Origin of the sequence: Campylobacter upsaliensis (assembly GCF_900637395.1) — a bacterium.
GTDB classification, from domain to species: Bacteria; Campylobacterota; Campylobacteria; order Campylobacterales; family Campylobacteraceae; genus Campylobacter_D; species Campylobacter_D upsaliensis.
The window spans coordinates 1396723-1419562 of sequence record NZ_LR134372.1; the positions used below are offsets into that span (position 1 = coordinate 1396723).

At 34.1% G+C, this 22840-nt stretch carries 22 protein-coding genes and 1 pseudogene; 12 read left to right on the forward strand and 11 right to left on the reverse strand.

Annotated elements, in window-relative coordinates:
• Positions 1-4 precede the first annotated feature (4 nt).
• On the forward strand, positions 5-838 hold the full coding sequence (locus tag EL158_RS07025; protein WP_027304720.1) for a YihY/virulence factor BrkB family protein: 834 nt from the start codon (positions 5-7) through the stop codon (positions 836-838).
• On the opposite strand, the gene EL158_RS07030 is transcribed toward EL158_RS07025, so the two are convergent.
• The 4 genes from EL158_RS07030 to EL158_RS07045 are packed head-to-tail and all read right to left on the reverse strand — an operon-like array spanning position 755 to position 4670.
• Positions 755-2008, reverse strand: a complete 1254-nt coding sequence (locus tag EL158_RS07030; RefSeq protein WP_027304721.1) for a ComEC/Rec2 family competence protein — start codon at positions 2006-2008, stop codon at positions 755-757. The two genes, EL158_RS07025 and EL158_RS07030, sit on opposite strands and share 84 nt — an antisense overlap.
• Entirely contained in the window at positions 2008-2565 is a 558-nt protein-coding gene (locus EL158_RS07035; protein WP_027304722.1) for a DedA family protein, read from the reverse strand. Before EL158_RS07035 ends, EL158_RS07030 begins: the two co-directional genes overlap by 1 nt.
• A gap of 7 nt (positions 2566-2572) precedes the next feature.
• On the reverse strand, positions 2573-4123 hold the full coding sequence (gene rny, locus EL158_RS07040; RefSeq protein WP_027304723.1) for a ribonuclease Y: 1551 nt from the start codon (positions 4121-4123) through the stop codon (positions 2573-2575).
• Positions 4059-4670 (reverse strand): 5-formyltetrahydrofolate cyclo-ligase, encoded by a 612-nt coding sequence (locus EL158_RS07045; protein WP_027304724.1) that lies wholly within the window; start codon positions 4668-4670, stop codon positions 4059-4061. The genes rny and EL158_RS07045 overlap by 65 nt, the downstream gene beginning before the upstream one ends.
• A gap of 70 nt (positions 4671-4740) precedes the next feature.
• Between EL158_RS07045 and EL158_RS07050 the strand changes: the two genes are divergently transcribed.
• The 10 genes and pseudogenes from EL158_RS07050 (at position 4741) to EL158_RS07090 (ending at position 14747) form a co-directional block, all read left to right on the forward strand.
• Positions 4741-5286: a TlpA family protein disulfide reductase gene (locus EL158_RS07050; RefSeq protein ID WP_027304725.1), complete on the forward strand. Its 546-nt coding sequence runs from the start codon at positions 4741-4743 to the stop codon at positions 5284-5286.
• On the forward strand, positions 5286-6152 hold the full coding sequence (ftsY, locus tag EL158_RS07055; protein WP_027304726.1) for a signal recognition particle-docking protein FtsY: 867 nt from the start codon (positions 5286-5288) through the stop codon (positions 6150-6152). Before EL158_RS07050 ends, ftsY begins: the two co-directional genes overlap by 1 nt.
• An 85-nt stretch (positions 6153-6237) precedes the next feature.
• Positions 6238-8214 carry a methyl-accepting chemotaxis protein gene (locus EL158_RS07060; protein ID WP_126361566.1) on the forward strand — a complete coding sequence of 659 codons (1977 nt, stop codon included), beginning with the start codon at positions 6238-6240 and terminating at the stop codon, positions 8212-8214.
• A 95-nt stretch (positions 8215-8309) separates the two neighbouring features.
• Positions 8310-8432 carry a sugar transferase gene (locus EL158_RS07065; protein ID WP_232008202.1) on the forward strand — a complete coding sequence of 41 codons (123 nt, stop codon included), beginning with the start codon at positions 8310-8312 and terminating at the stop codon, positions 8430-8432.
• A 10-nt stretch (positions 8433-8442) separates the two neighbouring features.
• A pseudogene (locus EL158_RS09005) lies at positions 8443-8598 on the forward strand (DUF8374 domain-containing protein); the annotation flags it as partial.
• Between the two features lie 150 nt (positions 8599-8748).
• A complete protein-coding gene (locus EL158_RS07070) occupies positions 8749-10086 on the forward strand; it encodes a DUF2972 domain-containing protein (protein ID WP_126361569.1) in 1338 nt (445 codons plus the stop codon).
• 70 nt (positions 10087-10156) lie between these two features.
• Positions 10157-11614, forward strand: a complete 1458-nt coding sequence (gene dcuC, locus EL158_RS07075) for a C4-dicarboxylate transporter DcuC (protein ID WP_027304668.1) — start codon at positions 10157-10159, stop codon at positions 11612-11614.
• 76 nt (positions 11615-11690) lie between these two features.
• Positions 11691-13199, forward strand: coding sequence for an AbgT family transporter (locus EL158_RS07080; protein ID WP_027304669.1), 1509 nt, complete (start codon positions 11691-11693; stop codon positions 13197-13199).
• Positions 13200-13333: 134 nt separating this feature from the next.
• On the forward strand, positions 13334-13771 hold the full coding sequence (locus tag EL158_RS07085; protein ID WP_027304670.1) for a Sua5 YciO YrdC YwlC family protein: 438 nt from the start codon (positions 13334-13336) through the stop codon (positions 13769-13771).
• A gap of 22 nt (positions 13772-13793) precedes the next feature.
• Positions 13794-14747 (forward strand): cation diffusion facilitator family transporter, encoded by a 954-nt coding sequence (locus EL158_RS07090; RefSeq protein ID WP_027304671.1) that lies wholly within the window; start codon positions 13794-13796, stop codon positions 14745-14747.
• Here EL158_RS07090 and fliI read toward each other — a convergent pair.
• From fliI to bamA, 7 genes are read right to left on the reverse strand one after another with little or no spacing between them, the layout of a single operon-like run.
• Positions 14744-16102: a flagellar protein export ATPase FliI gene (gene fliI, locus EL158_RS07095; RefSeq protein WP_027304672.1), complete on the reverse strand. Its 1359-nt coding sequence runs from the start codon at positions 16100-16102 to the stop codon at positions 14744-14746. The two genes, EL158_RS07090 and fliI, sit on opposite strands and share 4 nt — an antisense overlap.
• Positions 16103-16123: 21 nt before the next feature.
• Positions 16124-17041: a tRNA dihydrouridine synthase gene (locus EL158_RS07100; RefSeq protein ID WP_027304673.1), complete on the reverse strand. Its 918-nt coding sequence runs from the start codon at positions 17039-17041 to the stop codon at positions 16124-16126.
• The gene (locus EL158_RS07105) at positions 17038-18021 is read right to left on the reverse strand and encodes a hypothetical protein (protein WP_027304674.1); all 984 of its coding nucleotides are present in this window, start codon (positions 18019-18021) and stop codon (positions 17038-17040) included. The genes EL158_RS07100 and EL158_RS07105 overlap by 4 nt, the downstream gene beginning before the upstream one ends.
• On the reverse strand, positions 18018-18374 hold the full coding sequence (gene dksA / locus EL158_RS07110) for an RNA polymerase-binding protein DksA (RefSeq protein ID WP_027304675.1): 357 nt from the start codon (positions 18372-18374) through the stop codon (positions 18018-18020). The genes EL158_RS07105 and dksA overlap by 4 nt, the downstream gene beginning before the upstream one ends.
• Positions 18375-18382: 8 nt before the next feature.
• Positions 18383-18832 carry a 23S rRNA (pseudouridine(1915)-N(3))-methyltransferase RlmH gene (locus tag EL158_RS07115; protein WP_027304676.1) on the reverse strand — a complete coding sequence of 150 codons (450 nt, stop codon included), beginning with the start codon at positions 18830-18832 and terminating at the stop codon, positions 18383-18385.
• A gap of 1 nt (position 18833) precedes the next feature.
• Entirely contained in the window at positions 18834-19676 is an 843-nt protein-coding gene (accD, locus tag EL158_RS07120) for an acetyl-CoA carboxylase, carboxyltransferase subunit beta (protein WP_027304677.1), read from the reverse strand.
• Positions 19677-19685: 9 nt separating this feature from the next.
• The gene (bamA, locus tag EL158_RS07125; RefSeq protein WP_027304678.1) at positions 19686-21902 is read right to left on the reverse strand and encodes an outer membrane protein assembly factor BamA; all 2217 of its coding nucleotides are present in this window, start codon (positions 21900-21902) and stop codon (positions 19686-19688) included.
• Between the two features lie 83 nt (positions 21903-21985).
• Between bamA and EL158_RS07130 the strand changes: the two genes are divergently transcribed.
• Complete coding sequence (locus EL158_RS07130; RefSeq protein WP_027304679.1) at positions 21986-22813, forward strand: prephenate dehydrogenase; 828 nt, start codon at positions 21986-21988, stop codon at positions 22811-22813.
• Positions 22814-22840 lie beyond the last annotated feature (27 nt).

Genomic DNA, 22840 nt, shown 5'->3' on the forward strand with positions numbered 1-22840 from the left:
AGCAATGAAACGCGTTTTTAAACTTTTATTAGCCTTAAGAGATAAAGAAATTTTAAATTATTCAGCTTCCCTTAGCTTTTATTCTATCTTATCTTTAATCCCTATTTTATTCGTTTGTTTTTCTGTTTTTACACAAATTCCAAGTTTTGAAGCACATTACGAAAGGGCTAAGAATGTGATTTTTACCTTTCTTATCCCCGCACAACAAGACTTAGTCGCTAGCTATTTAGATACTTTTTTAAAAAATAGCGTCAATTTAGGCATAATGGGACTTATCGCTATGGCTTTCACTTCTCTTGCCTTTTTTTCGGGCTATGATTTTGTGATTAACCGTATCACGCAAAATGAGCCAAAAGGACTTTGGACCAGCATTAGCTCCTACTGGACCCTACTAACCCTCGTGCCGCTTGGCTTAGGACTTAGTTTTTATGTTTCTTCTTTTATTCAAAAAACTTTGGACAATTATCACATCGGCTTTAATTTTTTTGAAATTTTACCCTTTGTTATTATTTGGGCTTTATTTTTCATCTCCTATTCAAGCTCTTTACATCAAGTAAGCCTTAAAAATCTTGCTCTAACTTCTTTTTGTGCGGGGGCTATTTGGTATGCAGGTAAGAATTTATTTGTATATTATGTGGTGTATAATAAAACTTACGCAAGCGTTTATGGCTCTTTTTCAACTATACTTTTCTTTTTTATTTGGATTTATATTTCTTGGGTGATTTATCTTTATGGACTTAAAATTTGCTTTTTTTTAAATGAAAATGAAAGGGATAAGATTAAGCAAAATGCAAAAAAACGCCAAAATTCTAAAATAAATTCCAAACAAACTAAGTAAAAGATAAGAGCAAAAAGCCCAAAAAGGCAAAATAAAATTTATAGAGTGAAATTTAAAGGCAAAAAATTCCAGTAAAAAACCATCAAATAAAAACCCTGCCCCAATGAAGTGTAGAAACAAAACCAAAGGATAAAAAAGCACAAAAATAAGGCTTAAAAAAATAGCTAGAAATTGCTGATAAGAAATGAGAGGAAAAAAATAAAGCACAGGGATAATCATAGCCAAAAAGGTCCAAAGATTAATCAAAACAAGATTTGTCAAAACCCCAAAAAATTTCGCAAAATGATGTAAATATAAAAAGATATAAAACACACCTAAAATAGAAAAGAAAAATCCTACGCTAAAAAGTAAATTTGGATATAAACTAAGGCAAATTAACACGCATAAAAAAAGATTAAAAAAGCTTAGAATTTTAATATTTTTTGCGAGTAAATAAAAGCCAAAAAGTGCCATTACCAAAGAGCGTGTGAAGCTTGGCACAAAGCCTATTAAATACGCATAAAAAAAGAGCAAAATAAAAATCAAAATGCTTAAATCAAATCTTAAATTACGGTAAGGAAAATAACGCTTTTGAAAAAAACTATAAATAGGTGCAAAAAGAAAGAAAATCAAGCTAAACAAAAGCCCGATATGATACCCACTAATGGCGATTAAATGCGCTATGCCGTAGTGATTAACATCATTTCTTAATTCTTTTGAAACACTTTTAGCAAAAAACAAAGCCCCATAAAATTCCTTCATTTTTTCACTTTCGTGCTGCTTTAAAAAATAAGTGATGATAGCATTTTCTTCACTTTTTTCTAGGAATTTAATATCATAACTTGGAGCGTAAAAACTCTTCGCAAGATAGTCTTTAAAATCTACTTTTTCATTGATAATTCTTAAACTCAAAAGCTCATTTTTACTTAAATTTAAATCTTTGTAAGTTGTCGTATAAAAACTAAATTCTTTTGTTTTAAGTTTTAAGACAAAATATTTTTTACCATTTTTTCTTAATTTTTCTTGGATATTCTCAAGTCTTGCTTCTTTAATGAAAAAGTGTTTTTGCTCTTTAAAGTTTAAAAATTTTTGATATTCTAAGCCTAAGTTAAAAAGGAAAATCATTACACAAGCTAAGATTAAAAAAAGAAATTCTTTTACAGGCTTTAAAAAAGAATTTCTTAAAAGCATTATTTTTTAGAAAAGCGTGAAAGATAAAACCAAATAAGTGCCACTAAAAACACTAAAAATAGAGGCGCGGCATAAGAATACCGCCCAAATTCTTCAAAAACTTTCTCTACCAAATACCCAAAACTAAAAGCCACATAGCCCAAAATCAAAGCCCAAAGCAAACTTGCTAAAGTGTTAATGATGAGAAATTTCTTAAAATCATAGTTCGCAAGTCCTGCGGCTATGGGGATAAAGGTTTTTAAGCCGTAAATAAATTTTTGAATAATGAGTAAAGTTCCACCATACTGCCTCATCTTAAGCATAGCAAGGGCAAGTTTTCGGCGATGTTTTTTAAAATAAGGCATTAAATCTTTCTTACCATATTTTCCCAGCACATAAAGCAAACTCGAGCCTAAAGCATTTGCCACAAAAGCAATTACAATGCACCAGTGAAGCTCCATTTTCCCTAGTGAGCTTAACACTCCAGCCGCTAAAATTCCAACCATTCCTCCACCCAAAGAATATACAAATAAAATCACATAACCATAACGCAAAAGCGTGTCAATCATATCTTGCATAAGCGTCCTATTTAGCGTATTCTACCGCTCTTAATTCGCGTATAACATTGACTTTAATTTCACCTGGATATTGCATTTTTTCCTGAATTTCAGCAGCAATTTCTTTGGCTAAAAGTATTGCTTCATCGTCATTGACAAGCTTCGCATTGGCAATCACTCTAATTTCTCGCCCCGCATTAATCGCATAAGCGTTTTTAATCCCCTCTTTACTTTTAGCAATTTCTTCAAGCTCATTAACCCTCTTTAAAAAGGCTTCTAAAACCTCGCGTCTAGCACCCGGTCTCGCCGCACTTAGTGTATCAGCCGCACATACAGCCGCACATTCTATACTTAAAGCATCTTCGTGTCCGTGATGGGCGTAAATGGCGTTAATCACGGCAGGGTGTTCTTTATAACGCTTACAAAGCTCCGCCCCTAAATCCACATGAGAGCCTTCAAAATCGTGTGTTAAAGCCTTTCCTATGTCGTGTAAAATCCCCGCCCTTCTTGCCAAATTCTCATCACCTCCACACTCCGCAGCGATAATTCCTGCTAAATGTGCCACTTCTAAAGAGTGCGCAAGAGCATTTTGTCCGTAACTTGCGCGGTATTTAAGTTTGCCGATTAATTTTGCTATTTCAGGGTGCATTTTGCCAAGTCCCAAATCCATAATAATAGTTTGTCCCTCTTCTAAAATATTATTTTCAAATTCCTTACAGACCTTCTCATAAATCTCCTCAATACGCGCAGGCTGTATGCGTCCATCTTCAACCAAAAGCTCAATAACCTTAGTCGCAATGGCACGGCGATAAAGATTAAAACAGCTCACAATGATAGCTCCGGGCGTATCATCGATGATAATATCCACGCCTAAAACCATCTCAAGTGTTTTGACATTACGCCCCTCTTTACCTATAATCCTGCCTTTTAACTCATCATTTTTAATATTGATGACATTAATAAGCCTCTCTGCTGCAAATTCTCCTGCAAAACGCGAAGTTGCCTGTGCGATGATGTAATTTGCCTTTCTTTTCGCCTCACTCTTAGCTTCTTCTTCATATTTACGCACGATGTGAGCGATTTCAGCACGAGAATTCTCCTCGACCTTTTGTAAAAGCAAATTTTTCGCCTCATTTTGCGTTAAACCCGCCGAATGTTCAAGCACCCTTAAAGCCTCATCAAGCTTATCTTGATAAAGTTTTTTAAGCTTTAAGCTATCATCGTGTAAATCTTGAATTATCCTTTTGCTTTTAGAAATTTCTTCCTCTTCAAGACGCATTTGCTCCTCATAACGCGAAAGTTTTTGCTCTTTTTTGTGGAGTTCATCAAGCTTATGATTGAAATCTTTTTGATTTTTATGTGCCTTATCTTCGTAGCGTTTTTTTGCCTCAAGTTCAGCATTTAAGACGGAATTTTTAGCGTCTTTTAAAACAAGCTCGGCTTCGTATTCTATGGCTTTTGCCTTAGCTTTTGCTTGTTCGACAAAAATTTCGTGCTTGGCATCGTTGATTTTCTTAGCGACTAAATACCCAACTCCCACACCGATTAAAGCGGCGATAAATGCGATTAATGCTATCATTTTTCAAATCTCTCTTAAAATATTTTCTATTAGGGCTTAGATAAAATTTCGCGCTAATATCGTGTTTTTGCGTGAGTTTTTTTCCGCTTAAAGCGGTGATACTTTGCACGAAAACAACTAAGGGTTTATGCTTTAAATTTGCAAAAAATCTATCATAAAAACCCTCGCCGTGTCCTATTCTTTTCATATTTTTATCAACCCCTATCACAGGCACAAAAGCCAAATCAAGCGAAGTTTGACAAAAAGAATTATTAGGCTCTAAAACCCCAAACCTTTTTTTTGAAAAAGGTAGCCTCAATTTTACAATTTTTAAACTTTTATCTTGCATAAATGGAACAAAAAGTTTGCAATTTTGACTTAAAATTCTACGAAAACGCACTAAATTTGGCTCATATTGCAAGGGTAAAAAAATAAGCACATTTTTCGCCCTATAAAACTTGATGATGTTAAGACTTTCTTTAAAAATAGCATAATCTTTTTTGTAATGCGATCGCGTATTTTGCCTCAATCTTCTTTTTTGAACTTGCCTAAAAAGTTCTTTTTGCATCCCTCTCCTTTATTTACTCTTACTTAGTTATAATTCTAGCATTTTATGGCAAAAGGGAAAGCTAAATTTAATGCAAAAGATATTTTTAACATTTGTTTTATTATTGTTTTTTACAGCGTGTAGTAGCGAAGAAAAAGAAATGAAAGATTTCAACTCCACAACGGAAGCAAGTTTTACGCAAGGAGAAAGTTATAATTTTGATTTAAATTTAAACGATAACACCTCCTTATTTATCCAAGTCAAAGAAGGAAAAATAAAATTTGACGCACAAAATAAAGCCACTCTTTTCGTCTTTTTCACAACTTGGTGTAAGCCTTGTATTGCTCAAGCACCGCATTTAAATAAGCTTAAAGAAAAATACCAAGACCAACTTCAAATCATAGGCATTTTGCTTGAGGACAAAAATCCTGAAGATTTAGCTATTTTCAGCGCACAAAATCATTTAAACTATCAAATTGCTAGTGGCGAAGGAAATTACCTTTTTGCTAAGGCTTTAGGGGGGATTAATGGGATTCCTACGATGTTTTTATTTGCTAAAAATGGAGAATTATTAAAACATTATTTAGGCGTTGTGCCTGTGGAAATGCTTGAAATTGATATTTTAGAGGCAATATAATGCTAAATTTTTTCAAAAAAAGCCTAGCAAAAACTTTAGAAAATATCACTAAAACAAAGGCGAATCACAAAATTTCTAAAGATTTATTAGAAGAAATTTTACTTGAGGCTGATGTGGCTTATGAGATCGTTGAAGAAATTATTTATTATTTACCACCCACAGATGAAGTTAAAAAGGCGGATTTAAAACGCGTTATGGGAGCATATTTTCTTTATGAAAAACCCGAATTTGATATGCAAAAACCTTTTGTAGAGCTTATTTTGGGAGTTAATGGAGCGGGTAAAACCACAAGCATAGCTAAACTTGCAAATTTATATAAAAAACAAGGTCAAAAGGTCATTTTAGGGGCTTGCGATACCTTCCGTGCGGGAGCTATTGAACAACTTCGTTTATGGGCTGAGAAAATAGGCGTTCAAATCGTTCTTTCAAATCAAGGACACGACCCATCAGCCGTAGCTTTTGATACCATTTCAAAGGCTAAAGCAAGGGACTTTGATAGGGTGATTTTAGACACAGCAGGTAGATTACAAAATCAAAAAAATCTAGCCAACGAACTCGAAAAAATCGTAAGAATTTGTGAAAAAGCTATGATAAACGCTCCTCATAGAAAAATTCTCGTGCTTGATGGCACACAAGGTAATGCGGGGATTTTACAAGCTAAAGCCTTTAATGAGCTTATTAGGCTTGATGGAGTGATTATCACTAAGCTTGATGGCACAGCAAAGGGAGGGGCGCTTTTTAGCATAGCTAGAGAGCTTGAATTGCCTATTTTTTATGTGGGTGTGGGAGAAAAAATGGACGATTTATATGAATTTGACGCAAATGCTTATTTAGACACGCTTTTAGAGCCTATGTTTGAAGCTTAAAAATCCATAAAATAAAAATTTAAAATTATTTTTGTATAATGCAAAGTTTGATTGTGTGAATATTTTAAATAAGGAGCATTTATTTATGAAGAGTGTAAAATTAAAGGTTGCGTTGATCGCAAATTTAATTGCGGTAGCGTGTTTAGTTATTTTAGGTGTAATTACATTTATGTTTGTAAAAGAAGCCTTATTTGAAGAAGTTTTAAAGGCTGAAACAAACTATGTAAAAACAGCTAAAAATTCTATGGAAACTTTTAAAACTAGAAATTCTTCTGCTCTTGAAAATTTAGCTAAAAGCATTTTAAAACGCCCCATAGAGCAATTAGACAACCAAGAAGCTTTAATGCGTTACATTGGAAAAGATTTAAAAGACTTTAGAGATGCTGGGGGATTTTTAGCCGTTTATATCGCTCAACCAAACGGAGAGCTTGTTGTAAGTGATCCCGATTCTGATGCGAAAAAATTAGATTTTGGAATTTATGGAAAGGCTGATAATTACGATGCTAGAACGAGAGAATATTTTATAGAGGCAGTCAAAGCAAATAAAGCCTACACTACCGCATCTTACATTGATGTAACCACAAATTTGCCTTGCTTTACATATTCTATTCCGCTTTATAAAGACGATAAATTTTTAGGTGTTTTAGCCTTTGATGTGCTTGTAACCGATTTGCAAACCGAATTTGAAAATTTACCGGGTAGAACTTTCGTGCTTGATAATGAAGATAAAGTTTTTGTTTCCACCGATAAAACTCTTTTAGACCCAAATTATGACATTAAATTTTTTGCAGATATTGCGAAAAATAAAGCAGATTTTGAACCTTTTGAATATGTAACGAGGAATGGTCAGGAAAGATTTGGCATTTGTGTAAAAGTTTCCGATTTTTACACCGCTTGTGTTGGAGAATCCATAGATCAAATAAAAGCTCCAGTGTATAAAATAGCATTTATACAAATTGTAATTGTGATTTTTACAAGTATTGCCAGTGTGCTTTTCTTATATTTTATCGTATCAAAATATCTTTCTCCACTTATAACCATCCAATCCGGTCTCAACTCCTTCTTTGATTTCATCAATCATAAAACACAAGACATCTCTACCATTAGCATTAAAACAAGCGATGAATTCGGTCAAATGGCAGCTGCTATTAACGAAAACATCAAAGCCACCAAAGAAGGCTTAGACCAAGATAAACAAGCTGTAAAAGAAAGTGTTACCACAGTAGGCATAGTCGAAAACGGAGATTTAACAGCAAGAATCACAGCTAATCCTAGAAACCCACAACTCATAGAACTTAAAAGCGTTCTTAATAATCTCCTTGATGTCTTACAAACTAAAGTGGGTAAAGATATGAATAAAATTCATTCTATCTTTGAAGAATTTAAAAGCCTAGACTTTAGACACAAAATAGAAAATGCAAGCGGTAGTGTAGAAGTAACCACTAATGCCTTAGGCGAAGAAATCATCAAAATGCTTAAACAAAGCTCTGATTTTGCAAATTCTTTAGCCAATGAAAGCTCCAAACTTCAAAACGCTGTGCAAAACCTTACTACAAGTTCAAATTCTCAAGCTGCTTCTTTAGAAGAAACTGCTGCTGCTTTAGAAGAGATAACCTCCTCTATGCAAAATGTTTCTCAAAAAACAAGTGATGTTATCACTCAAAGTGAAGAGATTAAAAATGTTACAGGCATTATAGGTGATATAGCTGACCAAATCAATCTTCTAGCCCTTAATGCTGCCATAGAAGCAGCAAGAGCAGGAGAACACGGAAGAGGCTTTGCCGTCGTGGCTGATGAAGTAAGAAAACTAGCTGAAAGAACACAAAAGTCTTTAAGTGAGATAGAAGCAAATACTAACTTACTTGTCCAATCTATCAATGATATGGCAGAAAGCATTAAAGAACAAACTGCTGGTATCACACAGATTAATGAAAGTGTGGCTCAAATAGATCAAACCACTAAGGATAATGTAGAAATTGCTAATGAAAGTGCTATCATCTCTAACACTGTTAGTGATATAGCTAATAATATCCTTGAAGATGTGAAGAAGAAGAAGTTTTAGAAGCTTTAACTCTTATAGGGTAATCCCCATTTCAGGGATTACCCTTTCATTTTTTTGATACAATGGCGTTTTTAATTTAGACAAAAGGAACACTAATGATCACCAATCCAAACTCAGCCATACAAAGAATCAAAAATCATCTTTCTTATAAACTTGGTCAAGAATTAATCAAATATAACACGGGGGGGGGGGGGGGGTATAATATCCTTACTCTTTAAACTCTACCATATCAAAAAAACTCATCATAAACTCACTCAATTTAGAAAAACACTTGAGCTTGCAAGAGCAGATCTAGCCTATCCTCCCCTTAGACAATGTTTTGATTTTAATGAAGCTTTATGGGTAAAAACACATTTAAGCTATCGTTTAGGAAAAATTCTATTAAGCAAGGCATCCTATTTTAATCTTTATGGCAAAATCAAACAAGCTAAAAAAGAATTTAAAGCCTTAAAAGAAAGTAGGGTTTATAGGCTCAAAGATAAACTGAAATTTAAAAATGAAGAAGATTTTGATTTTTTTATTAAAAACTATGCTTTGATAGAAAATTTACTTACACATTATGAGGCTTTAAATGAAGTCATTGTGTTAAATAAGGCTTTTGTATTAGAGCATTTTGATGAAGTTTCTTTATGGTTAAATTCTAAAAAATTTAAAGAAAAATATGAAGATATTAATCACCCTTATCCTCCTTTATTAAACCCTGACAAGCTTAATGATGAAAATTATATTTTAAATTATGAGAAAATTCCTGCTGAAAAAGCTTGGGAGATGAACTTGCCTTTGCCTAGGAGGTATGAGTTTGTGTTGATGTTTAATTCTTGTAGTGGAAGTGAAGCTATGCATCATTTTTTTCGTTTGTGTGGATTAAAAGTTGGTGTTTGGGGAATAAGTGGTAAAAGCACCTTTATTGTAAATTACAATAATTCTTTATCTAAAGAGAAAAACTTAGTAACATTATGTCCAAATTCAGATAAATACTATGAGAAAAATTGTTATCTCATTGATGGAGAGTATAAAATTTTATTTGCTTTAAGAGATCCTATCTCCCGCATTAAAACTTGTTTAAATCATATTCACAATCGCCTTACAAATGAAAATATTAATATGAATATGAGGCAAATTACGGCTTTTGATACAAATTTTCAGTTCCCTCAAATAATTTATAATTTTCAAAAAACTTGTCAGGATTATAAACCTGATATAAATGCACTATATTCACTTATAGAGGGAGAATATATGAAAAAATTTATATTTAATTTAGATGCTAGGTTAAAAATATTAAAGCAGAATAAACAAATTGCATTAAATTTTGATACAGATTTATCATATCAAAACGCATTTGAAACTTATCATATACTTTCAAAAAGACTTAATTTTACACCTTGTAATGAAAAATATCGTTTTATTTTTGAGAAAAAAGTTAATTTTTATGCAGGTCTTAATCATTTGCCGGTAAAAATATTGTTTGACACATTTGATGTGTGGATTAGCATCCCATATTTTCATAGCGAACTGGAAAATTATATCAACATTACTCCATACATATTTAATTCAAATTTTATTTTAGATAATGTTTTTGTTTTAATGGAAAAAGATAAAGAACATTATTTTCTAAAAAATAAAAACTTAAAAAATATAAAATTATTTATTGCACGATACATCCAAGAGTTAAAAAAATATATTGATGGCGTTAAAAAAGATTTAATTTGCGAAAAAGATATTTTAAATTTTTTAAAACACAACAATGTTTTATCGTTAAAATTAAATAAAATCATTGAAAAAGATCTTCAAGAAATCAAAACTCATCGTCCCGACATCGTAGCTTCGTGGAAGTATTATAAGGAGTTCGAAAAAATTTGCGAAAATTTATAATAGCTTTTAAGCTTTATAAAATTTAATTTTTGTCAAAATGATGCTAAATTTTTCAAAAAAAAGGATTCATATGGCTATCGTTTCGACCCTCTTTGCCGTGGTGGTTGTGGCGTATTATATCCTCAAAAAGTATAATCCCATTTTCACCTTTTTATTTTCAGGTATGATTATTTTAATATTTGCATTTTATTATTTTGGCACACCTATACCAAAAGCTCCTTCTAGAGAAAGTGCAAGTTTTTTAGATGTTATTCTCGATAGCTTTGCCTTTATCACAGCGACTTTTAAGACTCAACTTGCTGGAGTGGGGCTTATTATTATGAGTGTGGCGGGTTTTGCAGCCTATATGAAGCACATTAATGCTTCTGCAAAACTTGCTTTTTTGGCTAATAAGCCGCTTGGCAAGATTAAAAACAAATATTTAATCCTAAGTGGCACTTTCATCGTAGGTATGGCTCTTAAAATCGTCATCTCAAGCTATGCTGGACTTTTACTTTTGCTTTTAGCTTGTATTTATCCTGTATTAATCGCACTTAAGATTCGTCCTATTACTGCCGTTTGTGTGCTATCCTTAATCGCTCTTGATTATGGTCCAAAAGATGGAAATTCCATTAATATGGCAGATATGGTCGGTCAAAAAGACAATGTCGTAGGACTTTTCTTAAATTATCAACTTTGGGTCGTTTTAGCTTATGTAGCTGTGATTGCTGTTTTAATTCCTTTTTATTTTGCTTGGGTGGATAAAAGAGATAGAGCTAAAGGTGTGCTTTGCGATGAGGTCGAAGCTCCTGAAATCATCGATCCAAAATGCCCTACCCTCTACATACTCTTTCCTTGGTTGCCTGTGGTATTTTTGTTTTCGGCATATTTTTTAGGGATCAAGCTTGATGTGGTAACGGCGAATTTTGTAAGCATTGCTTTGGTTTTCATTGTGGAATTTGCAAGACATAGGGACGCTAGAAAACTTGGTGAAGATATGGTTGTCATCTTAAAGGCTATGGCAGAAATTTTTGTCAGTGTGGTGAGCATTATCATTGCAGCAGGCGTTTTTGCGGAGGGTATTAAGGCACTTGGTGGAGTAGGAATTTTAGCTGATGCAATGAGCGCTCTAGGTCAAGAGGGTGAATTTGCTAGTCTTGCTGTGCTAGTGAGTATTGCGGTATTAAGTTTCTTGGTTTATGGCTTTGCTATGATTATGGGAAGTGGAATTGCTGCTTTTAATGCTTTTGGAAGATTGGCACCTGATATTGCTACAAGGCTTGGAGTGGCACCTATTACTTTAGTTTTACCGATTGAAATTGCCTCTTGTTTAGGGCGTGCTGCTTCGCCTATTGCTGGGGGGATTATCGCTTTAGCTGGTTTTGCTAAGGTTTCGCCTATGGATATTATTAAACGCACTGCACCACTTTTATTGATTGCTATGTTTGTTAATATCCTCGTATCATTTTACTTGGCTAAGGTTGAACCACAAATTCAGCCTCAAGAAATGACAAAAATAGAAAAGCAGCTTACTTCTATCAAATTATGATAGGTTGCTAATTCTACGGAAGCTTGATTCAAGCTTCCGTATTTTATAGCCATATTTATTATTTCAAGGAGTTTTAATGGAACAAAAACGATTTTCTTTTCTTAATTTTGTTGAAAAGCTGGGCAATGCTCTTCCGCATCCAGCTATGATTTTTATTTATTTAACCATTATATTGATGGTAAGTTCAGCTTTAGCGTCTTATTTTAATTTAAGCGTAAGTTTTGGGGATAGAAATATACAAATTGTGAATTTGCTAAGTATGGAATCCTTTGTAAAATTCACTAATACTTTCGTGGAAAATTACGCTAAATTTCCGCCCCTTGGTGTTGTCCTTGTAGCGATGATAGGCATTAGTATAGCTGAGCATTCTGGTTATCTTAAGAGTATTTTAAAGGCTTTAGTTCTAAGTGCGCCTAAGGCTTTAGTGAGCTTTTTTGTCGTTTTGGCTGGGATTTTATCAAATTTAGCTTCGGACATAGGCTATGTGGTGCTAACCCCGCTTGCAGCTATGCTTTTTTATTCCATAGGACGCCATCCTTTAGCTGGTTTAGCAGCAGCTTTTGCTGGGGTTTCTGGTGGGTATAGCGCTAATTTACTCATTTCGACTGCGGACCCTTTATTAGCAGGTATTACGCAAAGTGCCGCACAAATCATAAATCCAAATTATGTCGTGGGACCTGAAGTAAATTATTATTTTATGTTTGTTTCCACCTTTTTAATTGCTATTGTTGGAGCGTTGATTACTGACAAGATTATTGAGCCACGGCTTGGCACATATCAAGAAGATTCGCAAGTTGAGGCTGTTGAAGATATGAATGCGAGAGAAAAAAGAGCTATGATTCTCGCTTCTTTGGGCGCCTTACTTTATGTAGCGGTAGTTTTGGTAATGATTTTACCTCAAGATAGCCTTTTTAGAAATGCGGAAACAGGTTCTTTTATAAAATCACCTTTCATTGTTGGAATTATATTTTTTGTCTTTTTCCTTCTTGCTATACCGGGTGTAATTTATGGTTTTTTAAGTGGAAGTTTTAAGACAAGCACTGATGTGGTTAATGCTATGAGTGAGGGAATGAAAACTATGGCGATGTACTTAGTTATCATTTTTTTCGCCGCACAATTTATCTCTCTTTTCGCACAGAGCAATATTGGTCAATATACTGCCATTAAAGGGGCTATTTTTCTTAAAAATTTGGATTTAAATTCAGGTTTATTAATACTTTTATTCATAGCTATTTGTGCTTTTATTAATCTTTTTGTTGCTTCTGCTTCAGCACAATGGGCTTTAATCTCGCCTGTTTTCGTGCCTATGTTTATGTTACTTGGCTATGCTCCTGAGCTTGTTCAAGCGGCTTATCGTATTGGCGATTCTACGACAAATATTATTACGCCTTTACTTAGTTATATGCCTATTATTCTTAGCTTTGCTATGAAATATCAAAAAAATGTTGGTATGGGAACGATGATAAGCCTTATGTTACCTTATTCTGTGGCGTTTTTCGTGTCGTGGTCGGCTTTACTTTATGCGTGGGTTTTCATCTTTAATTTACCTTTAGGTCCTGGGGTGGAAAACTTTATCTCGCAATGAAAGATTTAAAATGAGAGCTTATGATGAAAATCATTATAAATCATACATTTTTGTGTATGATTTATATTTATAAGTTCTCATATTTGACAAGCTTTAATTAGTCTATTGTTTGTATTATTTTATTAACATCGGTTATGAAAATCTATCTTTGTCAAACAGACACAACGGCTGGTTTTTTAAGTAAAGATAAAGCTTTATTAAACAAGCTTAAAAATCGCTCATTAAACACACCTTGTCTTATTACTACGGCTGATTTTTCCACACTTTTAAGCTTTACAAGAGTGCCAAAACGCTTTAAAAATTTAGTAAGAAAAGCACAAAAAACGACCTTTATTTACCCCAATCAAAAAGCTTTAAGAATTGTAAAAAATGGCAAACACGCAAAATTTTTACAAAAACACGATTGGCTTTATTCAAGCTCGGCAAATAAACACAAAAAGCCTTTTAAGCTTAGTTACGCCCTTTTTTTAGCTAAAAAACACAAAATTAAAATAATAGATAAAAATTTACACGAAGCAAGTGCTTCTCAAATTTTTAAACTTTCTCGCTCTAAAATGCGTAAAATGCGTTAAAATTTATCAAAAAATGCGTAAAATGACAAAAAGTGTAAGAGCCAATCAGGCTCAAGACTTTAAAAAAATCAATCAAAAAGAGCAATTTGTCCTTAAAGTTTCTATGTATTGTGCTTTGATTTTAGCTATTTTTGGTATAGGTTTTGGAATTTTTGTCAAGTCTATGGCAGTGATTTTTGATGGCTTTGTAGCCCTTATAAGCGTGGCTCTTGGTGCTTTGAGTGTGCTAACTTCGCGTTATATTTATAAAGAAGATGATGAAATTTTTCAATACGGCTATGGGCGTTTTGAACCTATGGTTAATCTTTTTAAGTCCCTTATTTTAGTGCTTGTATGCACTTATGCTCTTTTTGATGCTCTACATAGTTTATTAAATGGAGGCTACAAAGTGGCTTTTGGTGGAGCAGCTGTTTATAGTGCTTGTGCTTTTATTTTTTGTGCTGTGCTTTTTATTTATACGCGTTTTTATACGCAGAAATTAGGCTCTGATTTGATTCAAGTAGATAATGCTGAGTGGAGAATTGACTGCGTTTTATATTTGGGTGCTTTGGTGGCTTTTGGGACGATTTGGTTTTGTTCTTTTTGGGAATTTGCGTGGCAAAAAGAATTTGCTTTTTATATAGACCCCGCACTTTTGACTTTACTTTCTTTAGTGCTTATTTTCACACCTCTTCGCATAGCGATAGCAAATTTTAAAGACTTGATAATGCTTGCACCTTTGGAGCTTGATGAGAAGATTACAAAAATTATGGAGAATTTAAGCGAGGAATTTGGCTTTAGCGATTATGATACGCATGTGACTAAATCGGGTAGATTTTATATGGTAGAAGTCAATATCTTAATGCAAAAAAATTTCCAAGTCAAAAGTCTTAATGAATTTGACCTTATAAGAGAACGCATAGAAAAAGCCCTTGAAATTCCAAGTTATAAAATCTGGCTTTCCGTAAGCTTTACCGCAGATAAAAAGTGGCTTTAGCTGTTAGGATTAGGCAGAGTAGCGACACTTACAGGCTGAGGGGCGACTTGAGCATTGATTTGACTTAAAAGTTCTAAGGTTTCGGCAAATTCCACACTTTGCTCTGGAGTTTGGCTAAGAAATTTTTGCATTAAGTCCTTTTTCATAATGGCTTCATCAAGCTCTTTATCGCTACCTTTTTGATAGGCTCCTATGCGAAGTAACACTTCATTTTCTTTCAAAAGTGAGCTAAGGCGTTTAAATTTCCTTGCATTATTTTTATGTGTATCACTGATAATATCGCTCATCACCCTTGAAGCTGAATTTTGGATATTAATAGGCGGATAAATCCCAAAGTCCGTTAGCTCTCTACTTAGCACGATATGCCCATCAAGAATTGACCTGCTTTGATCGGCTATAGGATCACTCATATCATCTCCATCGACTAGCACGGTAAAAAATGCCGTGATTGTGCCCTTACCCTCTTCTTTTCCCGTTCTTTCCATAAGTTGAGGCAAAAGACTTAACACACTTGGCGGATAGCCCTTAGTCGTAGGCGGCTCTCCTAAAGCCAAGCCTATCTCTCTTTGTGCCATAGCAAAACGCGTAACGCTATCCATAATAAAAAGCACATCTTTGCCCTGCTCTTTAAAATACTCCGCCACACTCATCGCACAAAAAGCACCATATTTACGCATTAAAGCACTATCATCACTTGTAGCCACGATGATGACGGTATTATCTAGCTTTCCACCAAGATTTTTTTGGATAAATTCAGGGATTTCACGCCCTCTTTCACCGATGAGTGCTATGACCTTGATGGGGGCTTTTGAATTTTTGACTATCATACCCATTAAGGTTGATTTACCCACGCCACTTCCAGCAAAAATTCCAAGCTTTTGCCCCACACCGCAAGTTAAAAGCCCATCAATAGTCTTAACCCCTGTGGGAAAAATTTCTTCAATCAAACCTCTTTTCATCGCATCAATGGGCGAACGCATTATAGGCATAAATTGCGTAATTTCAATCGCCCCTTTACCATCTTTTGGCTTCATAAAAGGATCAACCACACGCCCTAAAAGTGCATCGCTTACGCCTATTTGCATCCCTGCATCGCTTAAAAAAGCTCTATCGCCTATCTTAAAGCCCTCGATGAAAGAAAAGGGGCTAAGATAGCTAAATTGTGCTTTGACCTCCACGACCATAGCTAGAGTTTGCAAATTTTCATTTTCATTTGAAATGAGTCTTACTATATCACCAACACTCGTTTTAAGTCCTTGAATTTCTATATTTGTGGCGGAAATTTTTGTGATTTCTCCAAAAACGGAAGCTAAATTTTCATCTTTTAACTTTTTCCTAAGTTTTTCTAAGCTCACCTTTTATCCTTGACTTTAAATTTAGAAAAATTCCTCGATTTTTGTTCGCATTAAATTGGCATTATCAATGCGGTTTATCATATCCCTAAAAGCGGAAGCATCCTTGTATCCTTTAGAATATTCGTGTAGATGTTTGCGAAAAATGCTCACTCCCATAGCCTTATAATGCTTTATCATCTCATCAAAATGCGTTAAAATAATTCGCTTTTTAAGTGCTTTATCCACGCTTTTCCCCTCTTTAATTTCGTAAAAAATCCAAGGATTGCCCACACTCGCTCTACCTATCATCAAGCCTTCGCAAGCAGTGATTTTAAGCACTTCTTTAGCATTTTGAGCGTTAATGTCGCCATTAGCAATGACGGGGATTTTCACGCTTTTTTTTGCCTTAGCTATGGAATTATAGTCCGCACTTCCGCTATAAAGTTGCTTTCTCGTTCGTCCGTGTATGCTGATAAAATCGACCCCAAGCTCTTCGCAAATTTTTGCCATTTTTTCAGGGTATTTTTCATTAAAGCCTAATCTAAATTTCACGCTTGTAAATTGCTTTTTATTATGCGTTTTAATCACTCCAACAAGTCTTTTAAAAAGGTCTAAATTTTCAAGCAAAGCACTGCCTGCACATTGTTTAACGACCTTATTGACAGGGCAACCGCAGTTAAAATCAATGCCGTCTATAAAATCGAGTTCATTTAAGATTAAGACCGCTTTTTTGAGAATTTCTTCATCTCCTCCAGCAATTTGCACGATATAAGGCGTTTCGAAAGGCGTTTTTTCAAGCATTTTAAGGCTTTTTTGACTTTCATAAACTAAGGCATTTGAGCTTATCATTTCACTTATAGTAACATCAGCACCAAATTGCTTAACAACACTACGAAAAGGCGGATCTGTAAAACCTGCCATAGGTGCTAAAAATAAGGGATTTACTTTAAAATCAATCATATGATAAGACGATTTAAATCAAATTTAATATTTTTTTCTCTTAAGGCAAGAACGGCTTTAAAATCGCTCAATTCTTCCTTATTTCTAATTTGATTTTCCAATTCTTCAAACATAGAAAACTCGGCTAATAAATATAAATAAGCTCTTAAAGCTTCGCTTTTGGTATTTTTAATTTTTAAGAAAATATTAATAATAGCGTCCGGATTAAAGCATTTAACACACATTTTTGCAGCAGATAAATACTCAGCCTCATTTAAATTTGCCATTTCGATTAAGACTTCAAATTCAGCTAAAGAAAGTTCTAAATTGCCATCCTTAAAACGCTTGATAAGGCTTAAAATTTGCTCATTTGTTTTGCTTATTTTAAGATTTTTAATTTGCTCATAAGTGCCTTTTTGAAGCACCATTTCAAAAGCTAATTTTTCAAACTCTGTGCTAATTTCATTTAAATTTTTAAGTTTAGAATAGGCATAATCTAAGTCATTTTTAAGACGATTTTTTTCGTTTTGTAAAATGAGAGGGTTATTTTTGTCGAGTTTAAATTTGTTAAGATTTTGTGTTTCGCCTTTTTTGAGAGCTTCAAGCAAATCCAAAAGGTCGTTAATGGCGTGAAAATCGGCATTTTTTGTGCCATTTTTTAAGCTTTTACAAAGCTCACTTACTCGCTTAAATTCTTTGGTGTAAAAAGAAATTTTGCTTTCTTTTTCTAAAAGCAAATCTTTAGCAAAGTCCTCAAATTTCGCCGCATCTTTAAAGAAATGTTTGAATTTTAAATATCTTAAAAAAGCATAAAAGCTCATATGTGTTAAGGCTAAGACAAAATAAAAAACTAAGGGTAAAATAAGCCAAAGCATAATGGGTAAATTTAAAGCAAAAGTTCCCAAAACAAGCTCATAATAGCCCAAATTAAGATAAAACATAAAAGCTACAATTAAAGCGATATAAATCAAACTTGCTAAAATAAAGAGTCGAATTTTCATTGCATATTTCCTTTTTCTACGATTTCCCTACAAACAATACAATATCTCGCGTGAGGTTTTACTTTAAGCCGCTCTATATCGATAAGCTCATCGCAAGATTCACAAATACCATAATTTTTATGCTGAATTTTTTTAAGTGATTCCTCTATCTCTTTTAATTCTTGTTTTAAATTCGCACTAATGGCAAAGTCGATTTGGGAATTAATCTCTATGGTTGAAAAATCGACACTATCACTTGGCGCTGAATTATGCAAAGCCTCGATTTCTTTTGAATTGCTTTGGATATTTTCTAAGATGATTTTTTTACGCTCTTGTAAGAAATTTTCAAAAAATTTTAAATCGCTTGTTTTCATTAAAACTCCTATTTGTGATATGGGTGATTATGATTAATACAAAAAGCCCTATAAAGTTGCTCTAACAACAAAATTTTTACAAAATGATGTGCTAAGGTTAGACGACTAAGGGCGAGATTAAAGTCAAATTGATTAAGCATTTGCGCTCTAAAACCATAAGCGCCACCTATAAAAAAACTCATTTCACTTTTATTTTCTAGCAATTTTGCAAATTCAAGGCTATTAAGTTCTGTCCCCCTTTCATCTAAAAGCACACAAAAGCCTCTTTTTTTGGGTAAAAACGCCTCTTCATAGCTTTTTTGTGCGTTTTGCGTTCCTTGAATTTGGGCTTTGGCTATTTTTTTATCAAAAAGATTATGCTCTTTTAAGATGGCGTATTTGGAGATAAGTTTTGTATATTTTTCACTCAAAAATGCCAAATCCTCGCTTTTTTGCAAGTAGAAAATATTAAGTTGCAAATTATTTTCCGTTAAAAAATTTCAAAGCATCGCTAATGAATTGTTTTTGAGATGCTCTTTCGATAATATTGTCAATTAGTCCATGTTCTAATAAAAATTCCGCCCTTTGAAAGCCCTCAGGTAAGTCTGCTCCTATGGTCTGCTTAATCACTCTTGCACCTGCAAAGCCCACAAGTGCGCCGGGTTCAGCGATGATTAAATCTCCAAGCCAAGCAAAAGAAGCTGAAACTCCACCAAAGGTTGGGTCTGTTAAAATGCTAATGTAGGGCAATTTTTCTTTACTAAGAAGTTTTAAAGCGGCACTTGTTTTACTCATTTGCATTAAAGAGTAGGTGCTTTCTTGCATTCTAGCGCCCCCACTTGCACTAACGATAACTAAAGAGCTTTTTGTGCTAATAGCTCTTTGCACGGCACGGACGATTTTTTCGCCCTCCACAGAACCAAAACTTCCTCCCATAAAGGCAAAATCAAAAACAACAAGCTGAGTCTTTAAGCCATTGATTGTGCATTCTCCGCTTATAACGGAGCTTTTACGCCCTGTTTTACTCTCTCCCTCGCTTAAACGCTTTTTGTAAGATTTGCTATCGACAAATTTTAAAGGATCGATTGCTTCCAAATTTTTATCAAATTCCATAAAGCTTCCCGCGTCGCTTAAAAGCTCTATGCGTTTGCTCGCAGAAATTCTCATATGATAAGAGCATTTAGGGCAAACATCAAAACAGCTTTCTATCTCTTTATAATACATCAAAGCGTGGCAAGAAGGGCATTTTACCCAGTGATTGGGTGCTTCGTGGGGGCTTGATTGTTTTTTTCTAATTTTGGAAAATATATCGGTAAAATTCATTTTTAACCTTTAAAATCTTGTTCCGAGATTAAACTCAAAAGAGCTGGTTTCATCGCCGGGCTTATCATTAAGCGCCTTGGCGAAGACAACTTGTAAAGGACCTATAGGTGTAATCCACTCTATGCCAAAACCCGTGCTCATTCTTTGCATATCGTCAATTTGCGTTTTACCTATGGCACCATAATCGAAAAATACGCTTCCGCGTAATTTAATCCTATCAATGAGTGGAAAACTAAGCTCAAAAGAATTTGCAAAAGCTATCGTTCCACCTATCTCATCGCCCCACTGGTTTCTAGGGCTTACCGTGCGGTTTTCAAAACCACGCAAAGAACGTATACCGCCCAAATAAACACGCTGATTAATCGGCAAATAGCCTTGATCCCACACCTTATAAAAACTCGCCTTGTAGCGATAAATCAAATCATAGCCTATAAAATCTTCCAAACCTTGATAAAAATTAAAATTCGATTTAGAATATAAAAATTGCTGATCCCCACCAATGCCAGCAAATTCAAGGCTTGAAGAAGCTATAATCCCAGATCTTGGCAGATAATAATCATCTGTATTGTTAAAACTTATCGCGGGTGTAATGGAGCTTTTAATCGTCTCACCTAAATCATAACCCGTTCTTATAAGCGTTGGGCTTAGATGATAAATATCACTTTGCTCTAAATTATAAGTTAAGCTTGCATTAAAATAACGCCAAAATTGCCTACCAAGCGTGATATCAAAGCCGTAATTTTGCTCTGAGTATTCGTTCCACTCATAATCATTTGAATAAAGTGAACCGCCGAGACTATATTCGCTATCGGCTATTCTTGGATTAGTTATATTAATTCTGCCTGAAAGCGTTTCATCACTTTTATCTATGCTAACTGAACTTTTAATGCCTGAACCAAAAATATTACTATCCGAAAGAGAAGCGTTAAGGAGCATTCCATCGCTTGAGCTATATCCTATACCTCCTGAAATTGCTCCTGTGGCAGCCTCTTTCACTTCGACAACTAAATCTATATGTGTTTCATCAACTCTTTCTTCTTTTATATCCACACTTTCAAAATAAGAGGTTCTTCTTAATGCGTTGATTGATTCTTGAAGATCAGTTCTATGATAAAGATTGCCCTCTGTGAGAAAAAGCTCTCTACGCACGACTCTATCGACCGTGCGTGAATTTCCAGAAATGATGACATTTCTTATATAAACTTTTTCATTTGGCACGACTTGAAACACAATGCTTACCTCGTGCGTTTGATTATTTTTTTGGATATCGGGAAAAACTTGAGCAAAAGCATATCCTAAATCCGCACTTTTTGTTTCTATAGTTTTAAGGTCTTTTCTTACATCCTCTATATTAACTATATCTTTAACCTGTGATTCAAGCTCTTCTAAAATTTCTTGATTTTCTTCATCACTAAAAAGAGGATTTTTGATTTGTATATCGATGATTTTATAAGGCTCACCCTCTTTGATAAAATAAGTCAAATCCGCCTTATAAGTGTCGGTATATGTTTTAAGAAAAGGTGAAGAAACTTGCACATCTAAATAGCCTTCTTTCATATATTCATCGCTAATTCTAGCACTATCGTTAGCAAGTTCAAAAATTTTGAGTTTGCCATCGTTTCTACCCCACATCCAGCCCATAAATTCACGCTCTTTATTAGTAACCGCAGGTTCAATATCGCCATAAGATAGCTCTTTGCTTCCGCTAAGATGAACTTTATCTATGATGATATTTTCACCACGATTGACAATAAATTCTAGCTCTAGACTTTCTGTATTTTCAAGTTTTTTTTGCTTGACTTCAACCACAGTATCAAAATAACTTTTTGCTTCATAATAGCCCTTAATTCTCTCTTTTGCCTCTTTTAAAGAAGTCTCATCAAGCAAAGTTCCTCTTTTAAGCCCTAAAAGACTTTCTAAATGTTTTCTATCATTTGAAGCTATACCCGTGATGGTGATTTTAGCGACACTTGGTTTTTCCTTAAATTTGAAAGTTAAAATTCCATTATTTTCTTCAACGACAATGTTTTGAAAATAATTTTGTTTATAAAGATTTAAAATAGCTGTGTTAATTTTCGCTTCGTTAAACTCTTCGCCTTTTTTAAGTCCTGTAAGACTTAATGCCGTTTCATTAGAGAGATGATATAAGCCGCTAAATTGAATATCTTTTATATTTGCTGCGCTCAAAAAGGGTGCTAAGGCACAAATACTGATGAGTTTTTTCATATTACTTTACCTATTTTGTGATTAAAAATTGTGTATAATAGCAAAGAAAATTTAACAATCTTTAAAGTAGCTAGGGGAAGTAGATGAAAGTGGGAATTATAGGGCTTGGGCTAATGGGAGGTTCTTTAGGACTTTGCCTAAAAGAAAATAAGCTTATTAGTAGTGTTTATGGGTTAGATTTAGACGCTCAAAATGCTAAAGATGCTTTAAAGCTTGGGCTGATTCACGAATTAATTGGTTTTGATAAGCTTTCAAATTGCGATATTATCTTCATCGCTACGCCTGTTAATGCCATTATAGAAATTTTACAAAATTTAAAAGAATTGCCAAAAACAACGACCATTATAGAACTTGGTAGCACAAAAAGAAAGATAGTGGAGAGCTTACCCACTACTTTAATCAAGCAAACTATTTTCGCACATCCTATGGCAGGGACGGAAAATAGCGGACCAAAAGCCGCTTTTAAGGAGCTTTATAAGGACGCTGTTTGTGTGCTTTGCGATAGTGAAGTGGCTGATGATTTACACCAAAAAAGAGCGGTGGAAATTTTCTCTCATCTTGGTATGCGTATTGTATTTATGGATAGCATTTCACACGATCATCACACGGCGATTATTTCTCATTTACCTCACGCCATTAGTTTTTCTTTGGCAAATTATGTTATGCGTGAAGAAGATAGAAGAAATATCGCTTATCTTGGCGGTCCTTCTTTTAAGGGAATGTGTCGTATCGCTAAATCTTCGCCCTTAATGTGGGGGGGAATTTTTACGCAAAATAAAGAAAATATCCTAGCATCCATAGAACATTTTCAAGAAGAACTAGAAAATTGCAAAAAAATGCTGGAAAATTGTGATGAAAATAAGCTTAAAAAATGGATGGAAAAAGCAAATCATTTAAGAGAAATTTTATAATTTACTTTATATTAATTTAAAAATACT